The organism is Microbulbifer sp. MI-G (genome assembly GCF_030440425.1).
Classification (GTDB): Bacteria; Pseudomonadota; Gammaproteobacteria; order Pseudomonadales; family Cellvibrionaceae; genus Microbulbifer; species Microbulbifer spongiae.
On record NZ_CP098023.1, the window covers coordinates 3239088 to 3259149 of the forward strand.

Consider the following 20062-nt stretch of genomic DNA (forward strand, 5'->3'; position numbering starts at 1 on the left):
TTGTTCTATCTGAATCATCTTGGATTTTTGTAGGCTAAGGATGATAATTTGCGCACACTATAAATCAAATAGACAACAAATATCTATCTAAACTATTTTTTAGTTGTACTCACAAGCCGAGGGGAGCGAGAACTGATTCACATAAATGACTCTTCGAATCAACCTCTAGACAATTTCCAGTCATGGAGCATCAGCTCTCTACGCGAATCGGAGAACAAATCGGCACTTCGGTACCAGCCAATACTTCACAGCTTTCAAGAACCAATCGATAAGAACCACTGGTAGCTGCTGAGAGAACATGGCCCTTGCCAAGAGGAGGGAATAAATAATAATACACTCCGCTCAAGAGATACTTTGAAGATATACCTTTACGCCTGTTATCATTTGCCAAGAATTATGCGGCCACGATTCAAGAGTATCCTTCTCTTTTGGCTTGAACCCGCAATCACCCAAAGGAGCTGGTCTCAGACCTCACCGGTTGAGATATAGGGAACTGAACCCATGTCCCTCCCCACCACCAAATCGCTGTCTCAGACAGCCCACAAAAGCCCCGCAAACGTGGAGTTTCCGGGGTTTTTACTTGTCTGGTCAATCCCGGTTAATCTAAGCAAACCCCACCAGATCCAGCTTCTAGTGTACGGATTGATAGCGACTCTAACGCTCGGGGTGACCAACTACAGCAATCTGATCGAGGCGGCAAAACAGATTCAGAAAACCGTTACTCTCACCCATGTAAAGAATGTGCTTGTGCAGACCCACTGGCGCTCACACGAGGAATCGATTAAACAGCAAGCCTTATCCAGAAAAGGGGCATGATGTATGAACATAGTTAAAAGCTTACTGAGCACAGTAAAAAACACACATACTCCTGCTTTTTTTGACAAAGACAGCCTCCCCCTTTTGAATGCTCGCTGCGCGCATATTCCAGTATAAAAAATCAGGGTGAACAGCTATTTTTGAGTTTTAGCCGTCTAATAAAAATACAAAATTCTTGTAATCTTTTCCTTTTTATATACAGCACCAAGTCGGTAATGCTGTTTTTTCAGCAAATTCTACGATGAATGATTTGGCAGAAACACCAATGGAAAAATGGCCAGCAATCTTAAGTGTCGGGTAATACGATAGAATGACCCTGCTGCCAGGAAAAATTACTCAAATAGAAGCACTAAAACTTAACGGCTAGCGAATTCACATTTGCCCCAACTGCGACAGGGAATCCACGGCAACCCCATTGGACTCGGGTATGACGTTTCGCTCGCACACCGGGGGGGCGTGGAACTCCTGTGCGCTTCAAGCCATCGCCTTCACTTCAGCCACGGCCGTGTCAATCTCTGCCGGGGCGTTGAGCAGGCTCGGTGCGAAGCGGGCGTAGGATTTGCGGTAGGGCGTAGCGCTGGCAATGATCCCTTTGTCGCGCAGGCGTTTGACGACCTCCACCTGGGGTATGCCATCGACATCGAAACATACCAGGCCGGATGACAGTTCCGGCGACATCGGCGTATAGAGCTTGACGTGATCCAGCTCGGCGAGTCCCTGCTTGGTCTGTGTATTCAGGGCGTGGATGCGCTCCTGCACCCGCGCCTTGCCCACGGCGAGGTGCAGGTCGAAGGCCGCGGGCAGGGCCCAGCGGCTCTCGAAAGAATGGAACCCCCCCGGGGTCATGTGCTGGCCTACCGGCACCTGATCCGGCGTGGTCAGGCCCAGCCAGACGCTGTAGCTCTCGCTAAAGCTGGGAATCACGGGGCGCGTCAAAGACCAGGCGCGTTCGTTGCCCCAGATGACGCCGGTGCCGCGCGGGCCGAAGATCCACTTATGGGTGCCGGCCATAAAGAAGTCGCAGCCCAGTTGGCTGACGTCCTGATTTTCAACACCGAACCCGTGCACGCCGTCCACGCAGAACAGAATCTGGTCGCCCTTGTCGCGCTTGGAGTTGATCTCGTCGATGACGGTGGACATGGCCTTGATCGGCAGCTTGACACCGGTAGAGGAGTGCACCCAGGTGCAGGCGAAGACCCGGGTCTCGGATTGGAGGGCATCGCGCAAGCGGCTGCAGACGCCGTCCACCGATACCCGGGCCGGGTCGTCGTACAATGAGATGCGGCGAACGCTGGCCCCGGTGCGCTTGGCGCGCAACTGCAGCGATAAATCGGTGGAATAATGGTCGTGGGTGGTTTGCAGAATCTCCGTACCGGGGGCGAGTTGCAGGCCGCTGTAAACCATGGCCAAGCTCATGGTGGTGCTGTCGGTGAGGGCGATGTGACTGCCGGTGCCGCCCATGTAGCGCGCCGCGCTGTCGGTGATCTTGCCATCGATGGTCTTGTAGTGGCGGTGCCAGTACTCGGCGGGGTTCTCATCGAAGGCCCTGCGATGGGTTTCGATGGCCTCGGCAACCGGGCGCGGGTGGGAAGCCAGTAGAAACGTTGCCAACTGGATGTAGTCACGGGTCAATGGAAACAGGTCGCGGAATGCGTCCCAATTTGTCGCGGCGGTGCCGATGCTTGTCGGGACAGCTTGCGCTGCGCCGGTGCCGCTCAATGTGACGGCACCGATTGCCAGCCCCGCCCGCTGCAGAAATTCCCTTCTCTTCACGGTTGTGTCCCCCCCAGAACGCATTCCATAAACCCTCACCATAGACCACAGGGACCGGAATGCCAAACGCGCAACCGCTATTCTCGATTTGACCGCTGTCGTTGCCGATTCGGCTTTAGGCGGAATCGGATGACCAGTAATTTGGGCAATTCCAGGGTCGCAAAATGAAACGCTACACACTACCCAAAAGAATGTTTACTGCGCTGCCACAAGCAGAAATTGTGCAACAGCGTGGGGAGTGACGATCCCGACATAGCCAGAGCGGGGTTGGTGAGGCGCAGACATTGAGCAAGCGAATAAAACTCTAGGCTACGGTTGGTTCGGCAAGCACCTGTTTACAGCTTTACAAGCGGTTCAGGAGTGGCAACCCGGTGGCTACGGCATATCGACTGGCCTGGCAAGCCCTGGGCTGGAAAGCACTTACCAGGATGATCCCACCGAATTTCGCACATCCACTCACTCAGTTTCAGCGGCGCCGGAGATCCACTCCAGGGTTGGCGCAATACGGTGATGCGTTGCCTGTTCATAGCTGTAGGCTGCTTCGATCAACAGCGACTCGGTATTGGCAGCGGAAAAAAAGGAGAGCCCGACCGGCAATCCCTCCACAAAACCCATTGGCACGGTAATATGCGGATAGCCGGCTACCGCAGCCGGGCTGCTGGCCGAGCCTTCGAATTGATCGCCACGCTCATAGTTGGTCTGCCAGGCTGGCCCTACAGTCGGGGCAATCAACAGGTCCACATCGCAACGTTCCAATGCAGCATCAATCCCCTCTTTACCGGCCAGGCGCCTGGCACTTTCCTGCGCCTGTATATAGGCGGAATCTGTCAGTGAAGGGGCTTGCAGTGCATACTCGAACAACTCCTGCCCGAAGTGCACAAGCTCCCTGTCCGCAAGCTGCTTATTGCCCTCCACCAGCGCTTTCAGGTTATGCACCCCAGGCAGGTCTGCCTGCTCCAGGTACGCATTGATACCCGCCTTAAACTCCGCTAACAGGACGGTGAATTCCTGTTCCGAAAACTGCCCGACAGTGGCGATATCACAGCTGTCGACCAGCTCCGCGCCCTGTGCCTGCAGCGCTTTCAATTCCGCATCAAAGGTGTTGTCCAGGTTCTGGTCGTAGCCCATCAGATTGCGTACCACACCAATACGCTTTCCACGCAAGCCGTCTTTCTGCAGTGCTGAGCTGTAGTCCACCTTGGTGTCGGTCATGGATTCCAGCAGCAGGGCAGCGTCGGCAATGGTGCGCGCCATGGGCCCGGCGGTGTCCTGGCTATGGGCGATAGGGATAATGCCATCCTGGCTGATCAGGTTCAGGGTTGGCTTGATAGTGACAATGCCGTTAATGGCTGCCGGGCAGGTCAGCGAGCCATCGGTCTCGGTGCCCACTGATACCGCTACCAGATCCGCGGCCACGGCCACGGCGGAACCGCCGCTGGAACCACAGGGGTTGGCACCCTCCTGATAGGGGTTAAGAACCTGTCCGCCCACCGCACTCCAGCCACTGCTGGATGGGTGCGCACGGAAGTTGGCCCACTCACTCAGGTTCGCCTTGCCCAAAATAACCGCGCCCGCCGCACGCAGTTTTGCCACCAGGGGAGCGTCCTGCCTGGGCAAATTATCCTTCAACAGCAGCGACCCTGCGGTGTTTGGCATTTTATCGGCGGTATCAATATTGTCTTTCAGCAGTACCGGGATTCCGTGCAGAGGGCCCCTGCTCCCTTTTTGTGCGCGCTCCCGGTCCAATTGCCTGGCGATATCCAGGGCATCGGGATTGACCACAATCACGGCGTTTAAGCCCTTTTCACCATCATCGTACCTGGCAATGCGCCCCTGGTAGTACTCCACCAGCTGCACCGAGTTCAGTTGCCCACGGGACATCATCGCCTGCAATTCCGCGATGCTCTTCTCACTTAAGTCTGGCGTCCCGGCCCCACTGCAGCCTGCCAGTGACAGCACTGCCCCGAGTGCCAGGAGTTTTATCCACTGTGACACGGCCTTACCACCCTCTTCTGATACTTGCTTCAGGATCCGGACCCCATTGCTTTTGTGGGGCCTTGTTCACTGCAACCTACCGGATTGGGCCTGTTTTGTCGATCAATGACCTGATTCAGCATTTCAGTACCCACAGTTAAGGTACTTTTATCACTTTTACCATTTCTGATTCATGGTGATGTTTGCCCTGGTATCCCGGATACCAGTTCAGGTGTTGGCGGTTATCCTCTATAGAGAGGTAATGCCACACTTCCTGCCGGGCTTCGAAACAGGCTGGATCCTGTTGCCACCGGTGCTAACCCTGCTGGCATAGTGTGAACCGCAACCCGAATGCACGATCAGGTCTGCCGCTGCTGAATGGCCATTCTCAAGGCCTCACACACCAGTGATACCTTCATCCTTGGCCCCATATGCCGGCCTTCCTGCATCCATAAGCATTGGTATCACTCGTGTAGGCCTGATCTGGCTGTGCCACGGCAAACCGCCGGTTCAGTTTGTTGTCAAACACGGGTTGTTTGCGATTGCAGTTTATCGCCACTGTGTACTTCGTTGTTTGCCCAGTTAATGGCTGGGGGAATAATCCACGGTAAAATCCACTGAAATGCCGGCTTCATATTCAATTTCATCAAAGGAACTTTCCCTGGCATAGCCACCCCCACCCGCCTGTTTGGCACTGCCAATCCTGCTGGCCGTGACAATCACCTCTTCCAATTGCATTGCTGCAGGTGTGGCCGCTTCTTCAACCTCAAACAGCCTGATATCAACCGGCGTCAGCTGCATGCCAAGATTGGTTTCAAAAAACGTTTTTTTATCTAACAGTTTTTGAAGTGCCAACTCGGTTACCTGCTGTTCGAACGCCTCTTTTTTTGTATGCTCAAAGAGTGTATTGGAAAATTCGACTTCTTTTTTGGCGTCGGCAACCGCCGCAACTTCCTTTAGCTGGGATTCATCCGTAATGGTAACCGCCATACGATTCACTACGCTATAGCTACTGGGCTTTTTCCCGAGCCAGCCGTACTGTGGAGAGGTGGAAAATTTGGCACTTTTGATACTATCACCGGATATACCGGCTGCCATCAGGGATTCGGTGATAGAGGTCCTTAAGCGGGCATTTTCAGTAATGGCCACAGAAAGCTGCTTGTCTTCTGTTGTAATAATCAAACTGATTGTGGCCTTATCGGTATAGGCTTTCTTTTTGGCTTTTGCATACAAAGTTATCACTTTTTCCTTGGGATAAAGCAGTCTTCTCAGCTCATCGGGATTACCTGTGAGTTCTGCCGATGAAAATCCTGCTGCTGGAATAAAAACAAGTAGTACCGCAATGATATAAGCTTTCATAACTGCTCCTGGTTTTGTTTGTCTTTCCGCGTGTAGCACCTCAGGATTGAAGACCTGCCGGTATATGCAAAGATACCACGATAAAGAAAACAACTGCATTCCAACCCGGGTTGTATACTGCAATCGATACAGAAACCGGGGAAAGTCTGCCCATAACTGGCGCAAAAACAATCCACCAGACAGTTTCATCGGAATAAAAATTTACTCGCCCAAATGCCATTACTCACCCCACGGTATCGGTACCGCAGGTTGCACTGGCGGTGGTTTGGCTGCCAATACCAATTGGATATCCCCGCAAGCCCGTGACTGCCATCTGGCCCTGCATCGCGCCGTGGTTGATAGCTTCCATGATTCTGGAATCTTGCCCGTATGCACCACACCAAACCACTGGTGCAACACTGGCTGCTGGTGTTCGCCAGTTGTTTTAAGGGTCTGACTGGGTTGGCTTCAACCCGCAATACCCTGCAGGAACCGGGGTTTAAACTCCCAGGATCAATACTTAGGGAACTCAATCCGCATCCTGTCCTTCCACCAGATCACTATGTGCACAGAACTACCCACCGCTGTTCTGACTTCCTGAGTGTGCCTTCCTGGATGATCATAAATGTCGTGCCATATTTTCCAATCTATTTGGAATTCTATTGGTGTGCTTGAAAAACTATCCACTTTTACCGGGGCATACAACACATACCCCCTTTGTTCTGCTTTGACGCTACTGATTGCAGAAACCGAATTTGTTATCATACAGTTTGCCTGCGTGAAACAGCACATGGCAATCAGCCCACAGTACCGGTGTCTTCCGATTTTGTATAGGAAAAACCAATGAATACAGATTTAATGACAACTGACCCCGATTTCTTTATGAAACTGGATGCCGCAATCAGAAAAGACTTGGATAACGAAGCGAAAATAGAGAATTTTATTTGCAAAAGCTGGAAGCAATATTATGACCTGGGCAATCCTGAAAATTTTGAAGATACTGAAAGTCCAGAATATACTGAGTATAGCTTAGATAATTCCGAACATCTTCACCGCTTTGAAAAGCCGCTTCCCCACACATCAACTATTTCAGTCTACCATGACTACCGGGCTGAAAAAGAGGATCTGCTCGACGCCTCAAGTTTGATGGAGTTAATCCAGAATGCGGACTCCTATGAAGAGAAACTTCTTGACTTTTTTATAAATTACACTTTCGGGAATGGCGGCTCCCATGCAGAGGGCAAGCATTACAACTATGCACTCCAGACGGCAGAATGGCTTGAGAAAAAGAGCTTTACCCAGAGAACATTTATGACCCGCTTACTGTGCCTTGAAAGCATCGTGATACCAACCCGGCAGCACGGCCCCATATTGGAATTTCGGTGCGCCTGGGATGAAGAGCACGGTGAATACGTTGAGATAGAAAATGGCAAAATCATTAAAAGTGATTACCCGTAACACGCGCAGTGTTACTGGCTTAGGCTCCAATCTGAAGCGCATCACCTGGCTAGTCCGAAGATTTCACCGAAATCAGAATGGCGGTTCCATTCCTTAAAATCCAAGCGCGACACAAAAACACAAAAAAGAACCGCCGTGACGAAAGTGTAACGAAACCTGCCAACATTTCGGCTATAAAATGCCGTAGAATCCGCGTTGAGTTTGGCGGGGGCTGAACCCGCTTTCCGCAACAACGCACACGGGACCCGTTAGCCGCCACCCATTCCGTTTTCTGGACACTTCACCCCGGCAATACGGCTGTCACACAGGGACACCCCTTCCAGATAGTGGGTCCAGGTAGCCATTTCCGCCTCGCCTGCTGCGAAGCGCCAGGTCTTCGCGACAACGAAGGTCCTGTCATTCCCGAGTATCGCCTTGATCAGCACCGTCTCGCGCCTGGCAGCGGGGGCAGTGCTGCAGGAGGTATTAAACAGCGCAAAATCATAGCCATTTTCCCGCCCCTTTTGCACAAGCGTGGTACTGGTTTCATCGCACATGGGAAGCTTACGCTGCCTGTAAAATGCCTCGTATTCAAGCATCTCGACTCCGCCAAAAGGGAAAATCTGCACAACCAGCATTTCCTGCCAGTTGCCAAGGGTCTCCCCTTCCGGAATCATCTGATGAACGATCAGCCCCTTCTCCCGCCTGGTGGATGCCACCTTATAACCCTCGGGTATGACGACAGAGATAGTCTCACCTTCACCCTCACCTTCACCCTCACCTTCACCTGCAAAAGCCAAAGCACCTCCGGCAGCAGTCAGCACGGCCAACACAGCCGCTAACAGCACTCTCATCAATTCCCCCTACCCTTTCAAAACATCTCGACACAAGCTCTGGCCAGCATACTAGTAAAGCAGGAGGGAAGAATACCCCTCTGCCAGGATCGTATGAGGCATGGATGCCGATTACGAGCCTACAAGGATGTATTCACAGCGTGTCCTGGGAGAGGGGTATTCTTTTCTTCCGGCCCGGTAGTAACAGGCAAACCTTCACGAACCTATCAATATCACTCCATCTCCGCTTCCACCAGGGGCATCACGCCAAAATTTCCAGTGCTCAAATTGCACACAGCTACTTTACAGCAACATCCTGCAAAAAGTCACTGCACCAATCCGCCAAATAAAGACCTCATCGGCATCCGGGCATAAAGCGCACAAAAAATGCAAACCCGCACCTGGCAATACAAGCAGCAAAACCTCTGCCCTTAAATAACAAAGCGGCTTTGCCAGCAGTCTCTGTCACACCCGTTGTTCAGTGCTGTGTCAGCCCGGGCAGGAGCCCGCAGCTCATGGACAACATCCGCGACAGAGCGAGCCAGGCCCGGGTACCGGTCGCACTCTCTCACAAGTAGCAGGCCGGCATTGGAGGTCAAATTGCCACCCGTGGAATCTGCGGTGATTTAGCGGCGGGCAAGGGATGAAAAACCGAGTTCAGGCTGACAGCCTTTTGGCACGGCGGAATTTCTTATTCAACGGTGTTAAACACCCGCAATGATAAGACTTTCCGCCGTTTTGACTCTGAAGTCGTGCAAAATCCGGGTTCGATAAATGGGGCCACTATGGACAGGTAACGCCCACCCTATTGAAGCTGGCAATCACGTCTGCCGTATTGTACCCCAAGTCCCCTGCCGCGGAGATTACACCACAGGCACCCTGGTTATATCCGGTGACTGGGTTCCAATACATCTGGTTGGCGAGCACAAAAGCATCAAACGCTGTGCGAGTATTCCAGCCAGGCGTGTTGGCCAGCAGGTAGAAGGCCCGGTTGAAGACACCGGAGCTGTGGTGCACACTCATGCCACTTTGGTAGTCACTGGCATGATCGATAGAGTAGCCATCGGCAGTGGGGTTTTGAAAGTAACGCAGGGCGCCACTGCCTTTTTTAATCTGCTCGCCAGCCAGCCAGTCATTGCTGCCTGTCAGGAAATACTCTGCAGCCTCGCCGGCAATATCAGAGAAAGATTCGTTGATCCCCCCCGGCTGGTCATGATAGATGAGGTTTGAATTTTTCTCGGTAAAGCCATGGCTGGCTTCATGTGCAATAACATCCAGGCTGACCAGTGGGTAGTAGACGGTACGACCGTCGCCAAAGGTCATCTGCCTGCCATCCCAGAAGGCGCCCTCGTAGTTGTTACTGTAGTGTACCCGCAGGCGCAACTTCTGGCTCAGCGGTGAAGTGTCATACCAGTCATCGAACATATCGAAGACAACATTGCCAAAGAAATGGGCATCATTCAGCGGAGAATAGGCGCCGTTGATTTGCTTGAAGGTATTGCGGGCTGGATGTGTGGTGAAGCACTTGGGAAAGTCGAAAACGTTGCCGTCACTAGTGGAGTGATTCATGTTTACAGTTTCAACGTTCACCGTATCCATGCGGCAGTTTCTGGTTACTTCCATCGCAGGGAAATCGATACCATATTCATAGCGCCCGGTCTTTTCATTGCCGCCGGGGCCGAAGCCATCCCGAAAAGCCAGACCGTCCCAGTGCCTGATCACTTCACCGGTCATGGCGTCAATAAAGTAGAACGGACGGGTTGGCGCTTCTCCGTACTCCACCCAGTTCACCAGATAAGCCAAGCGCGCCTCATCCTGCTCATTGATGTAGACATACAGCTCTTTTTCCTGGTTCTGTGCGCCGAGCTTGATGGCAGGAAGTGAGCGTGCGCCCTGGATCATCCCTTGCTGGGCCCGCATGGCTACCTGATGGCTCATAGCACGCCTAACAGCATTGCTGGCATTGATGCCTGCGCGCACATTGGGGACCTCGAGCTCAAGCCCGGTGAGAACCTTGTTATGGACTTCAGTCATCAGGCCCTGGCTAGAGCTGGTTATCGTCTGCCCCCAAACAGCAATACCCTTGTGGGTCTGTTGATAGCGGGCGACGGTTGTGCCATTTCCGAGAGTGCGCTCATGCACTTTCACAAGCGCCATATCAGACCCTGCAACCGCTGTCAGAGCCTGTGGTATAAGCATATCCGCGGTGGCGGGGATAGGATCGGCAGCCTGGGCACTCATTGTCATGGCTAAAGTACAGGTAATGCCTATTAGATGCTTCATTGCTAATTTTCCCTTTATGACTTTTTATATAAATCCCTGGATTCAACTTGTGAGTGCATAGCTTAATACTGCTCGAAAAGGCGGCAGTTGCCCGCAGGCTGCGCGCTTTTTCTTCGACAAGAGATATGCCATGAGACACTACAAGCAGCTGAACTATAAACAAAGATGCCAGATTGAGTCACTCAAGAAAAGCGGTTTTATCCAAACAGGGATTACGGAGATTGAAGGCGTGAGCCAGTCAACGATATCGAGAAAATTATGAATACGGCAATCCGCAATCACCCGTGAAGCGGATGGTAGGATGAAATGCTGTGGCTCAAACTGGATCTGAAAGACACTGTACGATTAGCTCGAATGTAGCCATTGAATCTTTTTGCTATAGATTTCATCTACAACCCTCCCAGTCAAGAGTAAACCCTTTGGGCGCGTGATACGCACTTGACTGGGAGGATTGTCGCTTAATTCGGTTAATCACTGATTCAAAGGCCAGTTCTGATTCAGTGAAAAATTTGGCCCCTACTAGCGCCACACCTCAAGGGGTCGCTCAGGCTTGATCCTACAGTTACCGATTGTTGGGTCTTGCCCGGCCAGATAAGCTGCCATATATACGCTCTGCACGTCCGCACCAGTGAATACCAAGGACTACCTCAATCGAATATGAACGAAGAGTGCAAAAGGTATTCACCTTGTCTAGCCTCGCAATGAATTGATCCTCCCAAAACCCCCAGCAGGGGAAATCGCACCCCCTAAGCCATCTGGTGCTTCTTAAAATTCTCCGCCTGCTCCAGAATCTCCTTGAAAACCTCATCATTGGCGATAGGTGGGTAGCCAAACTCGGCCAATAACAGAATAAGCTTTACTTGTAGTTTCGCCTTAATATCCTCAACGTTGTCCTCACAGCTGCTACCAAAGTCCTTCATCGCCTGATTCATTTTGGTTTTGATGCCGATATAGTCCACCACCAGCCCTTTCCGCTTGCCCCCAACTTTGCAGCTTACCCGCGAGATGGTCTGAATCAGATTACGTTTTGATACCGGCTTATCGATATACATACTGCTCTTTAATTTGTGTAACCAACAACTTGACTAACTTAGAATCGAAACATATTCACCAACAACCCTTAAATCTCTAACTTGATCTTCAGTCAATGAAATGTCCTTATAACCAAGCGCATTGGTTTTTGGCCTCAGTATGATTCTGGAATGGTACCATACTTCATCCTCGGTATCAGTCTTGTCGCTATGATACTCCTTAACCGTGTAATGCCCTCCCTGTTCAACATCCTGAATATCTCGATGTTGTACCAACACAATCTTCCCTTCACGAGAGCCTGCAGGGTTTTCCCTAAAAAGACACCATGAACCATTTGGAATACGGCGATTCATAGACTCGCCTAGCACCTGTGCGACAAAATAGCCATCTGATATACGAATATGCTCTGGTAGTTCAACCCAATCAAAATCACCTGTAGTTTGGTATTCACTGAAATCACCTGCAGCAATCTTTAGGTTATATATAGGGACAGAATTTATATAGGGCTTAGCTTCTTGTGCTTGCAGTATGCGGAGGTTTAAACCCGGATATTTTTCTTCCAGCGTTATTTCTCGAACTTGGCGAGCCTGATCAATCAACCTTGAAAAGTACTCATTAGTTTCTTGATCTGTACAAAACAGATAGCAGCCCTTTTGGCCACGACTCATCAAAGTTCGATATGTATTCTTAATAATATTATCGGCAATTCTAGATGCCTCCTTTGGTCTTTCCTTCAAGAGTTTTTTGTAGCCCCTGATTGTTTTATCCCTAGCATCTCTTTTGCTTGCATCGGCAATAATCTTACCATTACGCACAATAAGATCAGGACCAATAATCACACCTATGTAATCCACTTCTAGCCCCTGACAAGTATGAATACAACCTATTTCTTTTACTGATTCAGGTGATATAACCCAGAGATTACCATCAGCTAAAAGATTCCACTTTGCTTCAAACTCATATTCTGGCATTTGGATGTCCATCACGTTTTTATCTTTCCTGCTCACCCACCTCCAACAATAGCCAGCAACCAGTCTAGCCCTATTACTAATAGCGTTCTTCTGAAATATCTCCTTTCGCAAACTAACAGGCGAGTCAAATACCTTGAAATCGTAGTCGACATTATCAATCTCGGTGTTTGCCGTATCTCGTACCTGCAAAGCAGAATCAAGCCACGCAAGGTATCCATCAGAACCATTGCAGCGAAATTGAGACTTTAAATCCATACGACAAATAGCCGCACCCAGCTTACTTGCCCAAGCTTCAACCTCCTCTAAGGAACCAATATCATTCATGCTTACGCGCTGATTTTTATCAAGAAAAAAAATTGTGAGCCTGGATGCGTTAATAATTTCCTTGACCTGGTTTTCACCTTTATTCTCGTACATGCCTGACTTTTTATTTAATCGATGAGCCTCATCAACAATCAGAGCGTCAAAGAAATTTGACTCAGTATCAATATAGGAACCTGATCCCTTGAACATATTATTGATTTTTGTTTTAGTCATGGTACCAGTCAGTTTTGCGGCAAATACAGCTCTCGGCGCTGCATTCTTGGAAACATACTGCGTATTCATTTCTCGCTTAGTAAGCTCAACCAGCAAGTTGATGGCTACCACGGATTTTCCTGTGCCTGGCCCACCTTCTACAATAAGAACCTGTTTTTTTCCTTTCTGCGCCTTATACGCCAGATCAATTGCTGCTTCGTAAACTAGCTTTTGGTCATCAATCATCAGGAATTCCTGATTGCCAGTCAGCATAGATGTGAGACTATCAGCCAAGCCTTTGGAAGGTTTAATCCTGCCATGCTCGATACGATACATGATGTTATCGCTATCGCCATATTTGACATGTTTTTTTAGAAATTCAGAAAATTTTTTAGCATCCGAGGAAATAAAAACAGGTGCATTTCTGGTATGCGCAGCATAAAACGGATCATTAATCGCCGAAGCGGAACTTAAGTTATGTAGATAAGCGCATGGAATTAACCTTATGCCTTCTTGCCGGACGGTTTCATTATAATCCTCTATTAAGGCCGCATATGTCCACGCCTGATAAGAGGGATGATTGGTTTCCTTTTCGCCTCCAGAAAAAAATGTTTTAACTATGCCATCCTTGTTTATTTTTGTTACTTCACTCCACTGTTTAAGTTCGATGATAACGGCAGTATCTCGATTTTTCCCATCCTTTCCTGTCAGAATAAAATCAATGCGCTTGCTGGTTAAAGGCAATACGTATTCAATTGAAACACCAGAATCCTGTGGAATATCTGAATCAATCATAATCTTGAACATGTATTGCATAGAATTCTTCCATGAAAGCACTTCATTTTTAGATGGACGCTTGAATAACTTCCTTTCAAACTCTAACAAAATGATATTCTCTATAGCATTCTCGCTGACATCATCAATAAACTTTTTCTTGTTTCCACTGTATACCAACATGATTAATATTCCGTGTATTTCTTGGAGCTGCCTTTTACTTTACTTGCTGGATATTTCTGTTCATTTATAGTCATTTTATTTTTAGCCGACTCTAGCAAATCAACACTTAATTTATCAGCCAACCTGAGCAAATAAAGAAAAATATCTGCCATCTCTTCTTCGACTGCTCTGCTCTGTTTCTGAGTTAGATTTCTTGACTGCTCTTCTGTGAGCCACTGAAACAACTCCAGTAATTCGCCCGCTTCACCCGCTAAGGCCATGGATAGGTTTTTTGGTGAGTGGAATTGATCCCAGTCTCGAGCTTGGGCGAACTGGCGAAGCTTTTCTTTAATATCGTCTAGATCATTCAATGCGTATCCTCACTGACTTACCATCTAGAGAAGATGAAACAAACCTTCTCCTGAGATTTTCATTTTTAGCTGACACTGGCGGTCTTTCGTCTGGGCTTATGGCCAATTATTTCCAGCCAACTTCCGGAAGAATGGTGGCTTTGTGAAGTGTTTGAGCTTTAGGTCTGTAATGGAGCCAATACGCAATCCGGTGAAGAGCCCAATGCGAAGGATTAGCGAAATGCTTGTATTTCGAGGACTCCACCGATCCGCGCAGCTTGTTGGCGCTATCCCAGAGGGATTCCTCAAAAGCAATGGTTTGCTTGGGTTTTGCGGGCTTCTTGGCCATGTACCGGGTATTCCTTAGTGGGTTCCGCCTGCTCCGTGACAGCAGGCCGGGCAAGGCTGGGGGTGTTATCCCGCCCAATTTTGCCCGATTCCAGCGGCCCTGTCGCTCCCTACCAAAGCACCCCGCTAAATACTTACGCAACCTTGCCACTGCCAAACCCCATTGCCGCTCCAGCACTGAATAAGGGGCGTGCAAACCAAAAAGCCGCTTCCGGTACCCCCCGCTCCGCTTGCGGGCCCCCTTCCCGCCCGGCCAGTACGCAAAGTTTTGGCAATCCCCTGTGCGCTTTTTAACCGGAGTAGCCCGGCAGCGATGGCTTAAGGCGGCGGAAGACCAGCGGCGATGGTTTTGCCACGCTGCACACAACAAGAACCCTTCTATTGAAACGCACCGCCTGAGCCGCACCCTGCGACACACACAAACTCCATCCTGGCGGAGCCCGAAGTGTCTGGCGGCGGCTGGCTATCGCTAGCGCGGTGTTACATTCGCCTGCCAGTCTCCCTGCTTCAAGCAGAGCCCCCGGTGGGCGGGCGCGGTTTTTCCCGGTAGACAAGGCGCTTCGCCTGCCACGGCTTCCCGGCATCACCCGGGGCGCCGCTTTGGGCACAGAATGGCCAGTTGGGTCTGTGAAAGACCCCCTTACCGACACTGAGCCCGGTAGCGCATGGTGAAATCTTGGAGGCAGAGAACCCTAGGGATAGCCAATGCAGAAAAACGCATGGATGATCCGCGCCGGGCGCGGCGGTATTTACAGTGAAGACTTCGAGAAAGGCTTTGCCGCAGTGGGTTGGTCCCAGTTGGGAGACCTTAGCCAGTACTCCAGCACCGAGCGCCTGCGGGACGAATACATCAAGATTTACGGTAATGACAAGCCCTCAGCTACCGCTAATGCCTTAGCCATGATCCTGAAGTTTCGCGATCAGATTGCCGCCGGCGATTATATCGTCAGCTACAACCCCGAGACCCGCAGCTACCTGCTGGGCGTGGATCAGGGGGAATATCGGTATCAGCCGGGTACCATCGGCGATTACCCCAATTTGCGCCGGGTGGAGTGGCTGGGCAAGGTCAGCCGCGACCAGCTACCCCAGCAAGCCAAAAACTCCCTCGGTTCCACCCTTACCCTCTTCTCCCTAAGCCAGGACACCATCGAGGCCTTTTTAACCATACTGGAAGGCCGCACGCTTACGCCCACAGCAGCGGAAGTGGCGGAAACCGACAGCGCCCAACTCAAAGACCAAACCGTGGCCCAGAGCCATGAATTGATCAAAGACAAGATTGCCGCACTGCTGCCCGAGGAAATGGAAGAGCTGGTCGCGGCGATCTTGCGCGCCATGGGCTTTAACGCCAAGGTCTCCCCCAAGGGTCCGGATCGCGGTGTGGATGTGATCGCCTCGCCGGATGGCCTGGGCCTTACCCAGCCGCGCATCAAGGCGGAAGTCAAGCATCGCGGCGGCGCCATGGGTGCACCTGCCATACGGGGTTTTATCGGCACCCTGCGGGAGGGAGATTCCGGCCTGTTTGTGAGCACCGGCGGCTTCAGTCGTGAGGCCCGCTACGAGGCCGACCGCTCCACTTTCCCCCTCACGTTAGTCGACCTGGATGACCTGGCGGACTTGATTGTCAGCCACTACGATAACTTCGATCTGGAAGGCCGGGCACTGGTACCGCTGGTGCGGATTTATTGGCCGGTGGATTAAATTCGTCACCCTTGGGAACAATGCCCTATCTTTCGTTCGCGGGGCGGCTTGGGAGCAACGCTATCCTGGGCACCTGGCTTGATCCGTCCCTCATTGCTAATGCCCGGCTCCTGAGGGGCAGCATTGCCGCTTCTTGTGTAGATTCACTAGCAGGTTGTTGAAAAAGGCATCCTGCCTTTTTCAACACACGAAAAGCGAAAAATGTGAATTTCACTTTTCTGCCAAAATCAACGACTTAGGTGGTGATTTTGCCGGAACATCCATATTCCGGTAGCAGGCGTCGAAATTTTTCGAATTTCAACAGCCCGCTAGAGCATCAAAGGATGCGGTGAAAGGTTTTTGCAGGAGAGCCTTATAGCTTTAGAAATTACCGAAAGTTAACCAGTGAATCCCGATTCAAGTCTCTAATACTTTTAACTCCCGTCAGGGTCATTGCCACACGCATCTCGTGTTTGTATAAGTCGAGCAATTTTTCAACGCCGGTTTGCCCCTGTGCAGCCAGCGCATAGATATAAGAGCGTCCTAGCAGCGTACAATCCGCGCCCAGTGCAAGCATACGAACCACGTCCAGGCCGCTTCTGATACCGGAGTCGACAAAGAGTTTAAGTTCGCCTTTGACTGCATCGGCGATACTGGGAAACGCCTTTGCCGTGGAGAGAACGCCGTCGAGCTGACGACCACCATGATTGGATACCAAAATACCGTCTGCGCCAAAGGAGACCGCATCTTTAGCATCCTGCTTATCCAGAATGCCTTTAATTATCATCGGGCCATTCCAGAATTCACGGATCCACTCCAGATCTTTCCAGGAATTTGAAGGATCGAAGTTTTCTTCAATCCACCCCATGTAATCTTCCAGCCTGGTAGGTTCACCACGATAGGTAGAGATATTACCCAGGTCGTGTGGCCTACCAAACAAACCCACATCCAATGCCCAGCCGGGGTGGCGCATGGCCTGGAGCACGCGACGTGCACCTGCGTTGGGTCCGCTCATACCTGAATGCATATCGCGGTAACGGGCACCCGGCACAGGCATATCAACGGTAAATACTAGAGTGGTAACGCCGGCTTTTTTCGCGCGCTCTAACACATTTTTCATAAAACCCCGGTCTTTAAGAACGTACAACTGAAACCACATTGGACGTTCAAGGGCGGGGGCAACTTCTTCTATCGGGCAGACCGAAACCGTAGACATAGTAAAAGGAATGCCTTTATTCTCTGCAGCTTTTGCCGCCTGCACCTCACCTCTGCGCGCATACATGCCCGTTAAGCCAACCGGCGCAAGTGCGATTGGCATAGCAAATTTCTCGCCGAAAAGCTCAGTTTCAAGGCTTAGCGCTTCCATGTTCTTTAATACGCGCTGTTTAAGCGTAATCTCAGCAAGATCTTCCGTGTTTCTTTTCAATGTATGCTCACAGTAAGAACCGCCGTCAATATAATGAAAAAGAAAGGGAGGCAATTTCGCTTTGGCAGCGACACGATAGTCGGTGGGAGCAGAGATGATCATATTTCGATCCTGTAAAAATTGTAATACAAGCCTTTCTTCGATGCTCCAGTAGGGTCGATATCTTAAAGAGGGAGGTGCCCCTACCCACAGACCTGCCGGTGCTTTCACAGTCGCAGGGCTAGAGTGAGAATAAATCGCATCCTGGCCATTCACAAGCAAACACCGACGCCGGTTTGCGACCTCTTTGTTGTCTTTTTGTCGCTTCTCCGGGCAGGGATCGAGCGGGTTTTCACCGGCCTGGGTTTGCCCGAAACAACACTGCGCGGCTGACCCATGAACGGGATGGCAGCGAACCCAGTGTGCAGAGGGGAAAGGTCAACCGATCCTAACTATAAAGCATGCATCGCCAGCGCGCTGAATGTTTGCTTTAAGAAGCGCGGCCACTGGCCTTCGAGCAACAGGGCCATCTCAGTTAATGTGAACAGGCCCCAGCTGACCAGGACACATTGCGCTTTTTCCAAACACAGTCGATTAAAAATATAGGCACCAAAATAATCTTATCGAATTGTAATCGGTTTTCTTTAAGGGTAAAGCGGCGTAAGATTCAGAGGCATTGCTCGCCATTTCGGGCCAGGATTGGGCCGGTTTCTGTCTAACAAGCATAAAAACCCCAACGGCCCGGGCAATGTCCAGCAGATCCCTCCCGGTAACAGGAGAACGGTACGTGACCTAAGCGTAAGTAAAAGGCGCTGACCCAAGGTGGGCGAACACCAAAGGGCCAGCTAACCAAATTGATAAACCAAGTATCAAAATGGCTATATGGATCATACGCTAGAAGCCCGCTCGTCTTCAATAAAGCGGGGCCCCTGCAGGCGCCTGGTGCGGTTGCCCAGGCTTTGGGCGCGTTGCATCCGCCGATTCTGCTTTACCGCCTACCGTTCCCGCGCCCCGCCCTTCCGTGCTTTCCTCTGTGACTGCCTCAATACGCCCATCACAAAAAGTCAAACCGGGCTTGCAGCCCGGAAGGAAAGGCTTATGTTGGTTGTAAAACGCCGGCCCGGCGAGAATTTAAGAATCGGAAGCAATGTTTCCGTTACCGTACTGGATATTTCGGGGAACCAGGTCAGGGTGGGCATCGCGGCCCCCAAGTCCCTGCCGGTACACCGGGAGGAGGTGTACCTGCGCATCCAGAAGGAACGGGCGCAAGGGGATGGCAGTGGTTGAGTAGCGGAGGCCACCCATCAGATCCGCCATACCCCTGACTGTCTCTGCAAGGCCGCACCGCCATCTCCGGCGGGCTCGCCCGCCCGGGTGAGCCCCGGTTATTCCACTGGCGGTAAAGGGGCAGCGGGCCGGGTTCCCCAGCCATTCGAACCTTCGCTCAAATGCGCACTGGCATGACAGCAATAAACCGGCGCGGCTGTGCGGTTGGCCTATCGGTGGCAGCGCAGGAACCCGCGCCCCATAAGGCGGCGGGCTCAATCCCTGCCAGCCAGTCAGAATCAACCGTTACATTCACACGGCTAACTACCCTGCCCGCTTGCAGGGCGTTTGTTTTCGGCGCCGGTCTGGCCTTTCCCTGGCGGGCGGCGCAGCAGGATTCCGATCGCTAAAAAAGCAGCGGCAATAAAGGCATTGGTGTAATAGTCTAGGGATAAACCAACCTGCAAACCCTTTATCATGCCTACAACAAGTATTACACCCCATGAAACTACCGGAACCGCCAATAAAAAGCCCAGCTTCCCCGAGGCGCTAGCGGTTAGAAATGCAATGGCATAACAGATAAATGCACTCACCATTGCAACGATAAACACACCTATACAAGCCATAAGCCCAGCGGCAAGAGGGTCAGAGAGCCCACTGCCAAATAGCGTAGCGCCCAATATCCACAGCGCCGCCATACAAAGTGCTACGCCGGCAACCAACGCAGATCCGGCGCCGCTTCGCGCCAACCAGGGTGTTTCTAACGCTATGAGAGGATATAAGGTAAAAAGCCCGATAATACTTGTTGCCAGTGCAATCATTGCCGGAATCGCGGCCCACAATATAGACAACTGAAAATCAGAGACAAGTCGAATCCAGAGGAACACCACATTCACCAACATCAAGCTCCCTGCAACAACAAACAGCGTTGAACTCCGTTGCTTATACCCACTCTGTACCAGTTTAACGTTCAGCCTATTTCCCTCGCCTGATTTATAATTCTGTGCGAATTGAAACCCGAAGCACATGACAGCCTGAATGGCTAACACCATCCTGTGATCATACAGTCATTGGCCCGGCAGTATGTGTGTATCCTTTGGGAACTAG

The 20062-nt window shown here is 51.1% G+C and carries 16 protein-coding genes; 4 read left to right on the forward strand and 12 right to left on the reverse strand.

Annotation, left to right across the window (positions count from 1 at the left end; all coding sequences use genetic code 11):
* The first annotated feature begins 501 nt into the window (after positions 1-501).
* Positions 502-816, forward strand: a complete 315-nt coding sequence (locus M8T91_RS13500; protein ID WP_301414687.1) for a hypothetical protein — start codon at positions 502-504, stop codon at positions 814-816.
* Between the two features lie 474 nt (positions 817-1290).
* On the opposite strand, the gene M8T91_RS13505 is transcribed toward M8T91_RS13500, so the two are convergent.
* The 4 genes from M8T91_RS13505 to M8T91_RS13525 form a co-directional block, all read right to left on the reverse strand.
* Complete coding sequence (locus M8T91_RS13505) at positions 1291-2589, reverse strand: aminotransferase class V-fold PLP-dependent enzyme (protein WP_301414688.1); 1299 nt, start codon at positions 2587-2589, stop codon at positions 1291-1293.
* Positions 2590-3045: 456 nt separating this feature from the next.
* Positions 3046-4584 (reverse strand): amidase, encoded by a 1539-nt coding sequence (locus tag M8T91_RS13510; RefSeq protein ID WP_301414689.1) that lies wholly within the window; start codon positions 4582-4584, stop codon positions 3046-3048.
* 561 nt (positions 4585-5145) lie between these two features.
* Positions 5146-6111, reverse strand: coding sequence for an SIMPL domain-containing protein (locus tag M8T91_RS13520; RefSeq protein ID WP_301414690.1), 966 nt, complete (start codon positions 6109-6111; stop codon positions 5146-5148).
* Between the two features lie 34 nt (positions 6112-6145).
* Positions 6146-6271, reverse strand: a complete 126-nt coding sequence (locus M8T91_RS13525; RefSeq protein WP_301414691.1) for a hypothetical protein — start codon at positions 6269-6271, stop codon at positions 6146-6148.
* A gap of 473 nt (positions 6272-6744) precedes the next feature.
* On the opposite strand from M8T91_RS13525, the gene M8T91_RS13530 reads away from it, so the two are divergent.
* Complete coding sequence (locus tag M8T91_RS13530; RefSeq protein ID WP_301414692.1) at positions 6745-7359, forward strand: hypothetical protein; 615 nt, start codon at positions 6745-6747, stop codon at positions 7357-7359.
* A gap of 248 nt (positions 7360-7607) precedes the next feature.
* Here the strand turns inward: M8T91_RS13530 and M8T91_RS13535 are convergent, their stop codons facing one another.
* The 6 genes from M8T91_RS13535 to M8T91_RS13560 all read right to left on the reverse strand — a co-directional run bounded on the left by M8T91_RS13535 (position 7608) and on the right by M8T91_RS13560 (position 14608).
* The gene (locus tag M8T91_RS13535; protein WP_301414693.1) at positions 7608-8192 is read right to left on the reverse strand and encodes a hypothetical protein; all 585 of its coding nucleotides are present in this window, start codon (positions 8190-8192) and stop codon (positions 7608-7610) included.
* A 762-nt stretch (positions 8193-8954) separates the two neighbouring features.
* On the reverse strand, positions 8955-10454 hold the full coding sequence (locus tag M8T91_RS13540; RefSeq protein ID WP_301414694.1) for a M4 family metallopeptidase: 1500 nt from the start codon (positions 10452-10454) through the stop codon (positions 8955-8957).
* Positions 10455-11200: 746 nt separating this feature from the next.
* Positions 11201-11506 carry a type I restriction enzyme endonuclease domain-containing protein gene (locus tag M8T91_RS13545; protein ID WP_301414695.1) on the reverse strand — a complete coding sequence of 102 codons (306 nt, stop codon included), beginning with the start codon at positions 11504-11506 and terminating at the stop codon, positions 11201-11203.
* Positions 11507-11539: 33 nt separating this feature from the next.
* Positions 11540-13930: a DNA/RNA helicase domain-containing protein gene (locus M8T91_RS13550; protein WP_301414696.1), complete on the reverse strand. Its 2391-nt coding sequence runs from the start codon at positions 13928-13930 to the stop codon at positions 11540-11542.
* A 2-nt stretch (positions 13931-13932) separates the two neighbouring features.
* Positions 13933-14280, reverse strand: coding sequence for a nucleotide pyrophosphohydrolase (locus M8T91_RS13555; protein WP_301414697.1), 348 nt, complete (start codon positions 14278-14280; stop codon positions 13933-13935).
* Positions 14281-14386: 106 nt separating this feature from the next.
* Entirely contained in the window at positions 14387-14608 is a 222-nt protein-coding gene (locus tag M8T91_RS13560; protein ID WP_301414698.1) for a hypothetical protein, read from the reverse strand.
* Between the two features lie 704 nt (positions 14609-15312).
* Here M8T91_RS13560 and M8T91_RS13565 point away from each other — a divergent pair.
* Positions 15313-16305, forward strand: coding sequence for a restriction endonuclease (locus tag M8T91_RS13565; protein WP_301414699.1), 993 nt, complete (start codon positions 15313-15315; stop codon positions 16303-16305).
* 367 nt (positions 16306-16672) lie between these two features.
* Here M8T91_RS13565 and lldD read toward each other — a convergent pair whose 3' ends face one another.
* Entirely contained in the window at positions 16673-17812 is a 1140-nt protein-coding gene (gene lldD / locus M8T91_RS13570) for an FMN-dependent L-lactate dehydrogenase LldD (protein ID WP_301414700.1), read from the reverse strand.
* 975 nt (positions 17813-18787) lie between these two features.
* Here lldD and csrA point away from each other — a divergent pair.
* Positions 18788-18976 (forward strand): carbon storage regulator CsrA, encoded by a 189-nt coding sequence (csrA, locus tag M8T91_RS13575; protein ID WP_301414701.1) that lies wholly within the window; start codon positions 18788-18790, stop codon positions 18974-18976.
* Between the two features lie 299 nt (positions 18977-19275).
* Here csrA and M8T91_RS13580 read toward each other — a convergent pair whose 3' ends face one another.
* On the reverse strand, positions 19276-20007 hold the full coding sequence (locus M8T91_RS13580) for a hypothetical protein (RefSeq protein ID WP_301414702.1): 732 nt from the start codon (positions 20005-20007) through the stop codon (positions 19276-19278).
* Positions 20008-20062 lie beyond the last annotated feature (55 nt).